Source organism: Peribacillus sp. P4_C12, assembly GCF_056402095.1.
On the sequence record NZ_JBFUIB010000482.1, the window covers coordinates 1 to 2,742 of the forward strand.

Consider the following 2,742-nt stretch of genomic DNA (forward strand, 5'->3'; position numbering starts at 1 on the left):
GGTGGTTTCTRTATGTCAGGTTGTGAATCAAGGTGTGACGACGGTTTTGGATTTGGTGGAGGTTTCGCCTTTATAGTCGTTTTGTTTATACTTTTAATCATTGTTGGAGCTAGCTTTGTTGGCGGTGGATACGGCGGCGGCGGCTATGGTTATGGTGGCGGTTACGGAGGCTTCAGCTAAAAATAGTATGAAAAAAGCCGACCAATAAAGGTCGGCTTCTTAAAATTTGATTCCTATTTTTGGGGAATGATAGCTATTTTGAACACTCTAATTATGGTCCAGACGACAAAACGCGAAAAACTATGATAATACATTTTATGAAAAATAAAGCCCCGAATTTCCTACGCTTAGGATCTTCAAGGATCTCATATCTTAATGAACTAAAGCACCCGTTAGTTTTATAAGAAAAGCACATTATTTGTCTATCTCTTTTACATAAATCATAGATCTAGGTAGTATACCTAAATATAAATAGCCTCATCAAGTTTTTGATGAGGCTATTCACTGCGTATAGTTTATTAAAGGTTTTGCACTAGAACCAATATATCTTTAGGAGCATTTCTTTATTTTTGAACGGCTCTAGTATAATAATATTCTTCAAGAGTAATTCCTTGGCTCATAATAGTTTGAGCTATTGATTTACCTACATATCGAAGATGCCATGGTTCATATTTATACCCAGTGACTGATTCTTTTCCTTTAGGGTATCGGATAATAAATCCATAATCATCTGCATGTGCCTGCAGCCATTTTGCTTCTTTAGTACCTCCAAAGCAATCCTGTGCCGCGCATTTACCATTGCCTCCTGTCACATCAATAGCAAGGCCTGTTTCATGCTCACTTGTTCCAGGTAATGCACTGTATGTGATTGCTTTGGCATAACCATCCCTTTTTACATAAGAATCAAATAGAGCAACTTGTGTAGCATGTGATCTGTAAGCAGATACACCGAGAAGACTTACTCCCTGCTTCTTGGATTCCGTAAATAATTTGCTAATGGCCGCAGCTGCTTCACTCCGCATTTTTCTCTTTTCTGTCTTTTCTTTAAAAGTAAACGGTATTGATGTATATACTAAGTCTTTTGGTACATAGTTTTCTGGTAGCTTATTTTTTTTATTGACCAGCACTGGAATACTTTCAGGCTTTGCAACAACCTGAATGGCGTCAGATGAAGGATTGGATACCTTTACATATTGGCTACTAACATAACCTGTTTGACCGTTTAAGCTTACCTTTATCCATCCATTCACATTTTTTCCAGTAACAGTTAGCTTTGTGCCCTGTTTAACTGTTGTTATAATTTTATTAGCAGTAGAAGGACCTGTACGGACATTCAGGTTAGCAGTTGCTGTATAGATTACAGTTTCTGTACTAGATGAAGAGTTTGATATTTTTACATATTGGCCACTAACATAACCTGTTTGACCATTTAAGCTTACCTTTAGCCATCCATTCGCATTTTTTCCAGTAACCGTTAACTTTGTACCCTGTTTAACTGTTGCTATAATTTTATTAGCAGTAGAAGGACCTGTACGGACATTCAGGTTAGCAGTCGCTGTATAGGTTACAGTTGCTGCATTGGCTACACTTGGTTCTAACACCTTAATATTTGCATGGTTAAAACCGATTAAGCCTGCACATAAAATAATGAAAGCAAAACCGGTAGCTAGCAATCTTTTGTTTAACGTTACTTTATTTAGTTTTGTCATTTAGAACACCTCATCTTTAAGGTATATTTTTAAAAAATAAATGTCAAAATATATATTCTCTTTTTTAAACAATGTAGTTTTCTATTCTTGTTAGAAGTGTGATTATTCCTGCAATTAATCTTAAAATACCAGAGTAAATATAATCTATAACTGTCATAAGTTTGGAAATATAATATTATTGCAAAGATTATCAATACCCACTGTATAAACAGAATGGGTTTATTTCTGTCATCCTAAAATTCGTTCTCAAAAAAGCTACCTTATAGACAGCTCCGATCTTCAGCTAACGCACCCGTTAGTTCAACAAAACTGGGTTTTACTGTGTATTATGTTCGTTAAAAATCAGTTTATAGCTGCTTTTCTGCCTTTTATGACAGCTCCGGTTTACCACTAGTGAGAAATCCCTTAGTTCCTTAACGCTTTTCTGACTTTCCTTGCAAAAACTAATGGGTCATCAACAGCTTCAATATTAACGTAAATCAAATTCGGATTATCAAAAAGCCACTCATTGTGTATGGATGAAACTATTATTCCTTGTTTAAGAATGGAAGCAATAAAATTCTCAACTTCTTTTTGCAAGAGTGCTACCCTACCTAGGCACAATGCTCGTCCAGTCTTATTATCACTTGATTCAAATGAGAAAGAAGAGGTCACTCTAAAACGTTTTCCTGAAATTTTTGCTTTTATTTCATTTCGATTTATGGTTGTCACACATTTTCCACCCGCAAATCCTTCTTGGCCGCCTATAATTCTTGCAAACTCTTGACAAATTAATTCATCATTAGATGCCATCTATTCATCTCCTCCCTAGTATTAATAGGATATGAATTAATGAATAGAGCCGAAACGGATATGCATCTATTTGATAATGTTGCCCATCGTGGTGCATCGGCATATGCACCTGAAAATACGATTGCTGCTTATGATAAAGCAGTAAAAATGAAGGCAGATTATATTGAAATTGATGTTCAAAGAAGCAAGGATGGAGAATTAGTACTTATCCATGATACGACAGTTGATCGTACAACGGATG

Annotated in this window: 3 protein-coding genes and 1 pseudogene; 2 read left to right on the forward strand and 2 right to left on the reverse strand. The window is 35.8% G+C overall.

The window, feature by feature from the left end; all coding sequences use genetic code 11:
- Positions 1–12 precede the first annotated feature (12 nt).
- Positions 13–126 (forward strand): annotated as a pseudogene (locus AC1DUW_RS25245) (YjcZ family sporulation protein); the annotation flags it as partial.
- Positions 127–563: 437 nt separating this feature from the next.
- On the opposite strand, the gene AC1DUW_RS25250 reads toward AC1DUW_RS25245, so the two are convergent.
- Together AC1DUW_RS25250 and AC1DUW_RS25255 are read right to left on the reverse strand one after the other, a co-directional pair.
- Complete coding sequence (locus AC1DUW_RS25250; protein WP_477643760.1) at positions 564–1,709, reverse strand: D-alanyl-D-alanine carboxypeptidase family protein; 1,146 nt, start codon at positions 1,707–1,709, stop codon at positions 564–566.
- Positions 1,710–2,114: 405 nt separating this feature from the next.
- On the reverse strand, positions 2,115–2,501 hold the full coding sequence (locus AC1DUW_RS25255) for a DUF1259 domain-containing protein (RefSeq protein WP_379152374.1): 387 nt from the start codon (positions 2,499–2,501) through the stop codon (positions 2,115–2,117).
- A 39-nt stretch (positions 2,502–2,540) separates the two neighbouring features.
- Between AC1DUW_RS25255 and AC1DUW_RS25260 the strand changes: the two genes are divergently transcribed.
- Positions 2,541–2,742, forward strand: a 202-nt coding sequence (locus tag AC1DUW_RS25260) for a glycerophosphodiester phosphodiesterase (RefSeq protein WP_477643761.1), incomplete at its 3' end; no start/stop codon positions are given.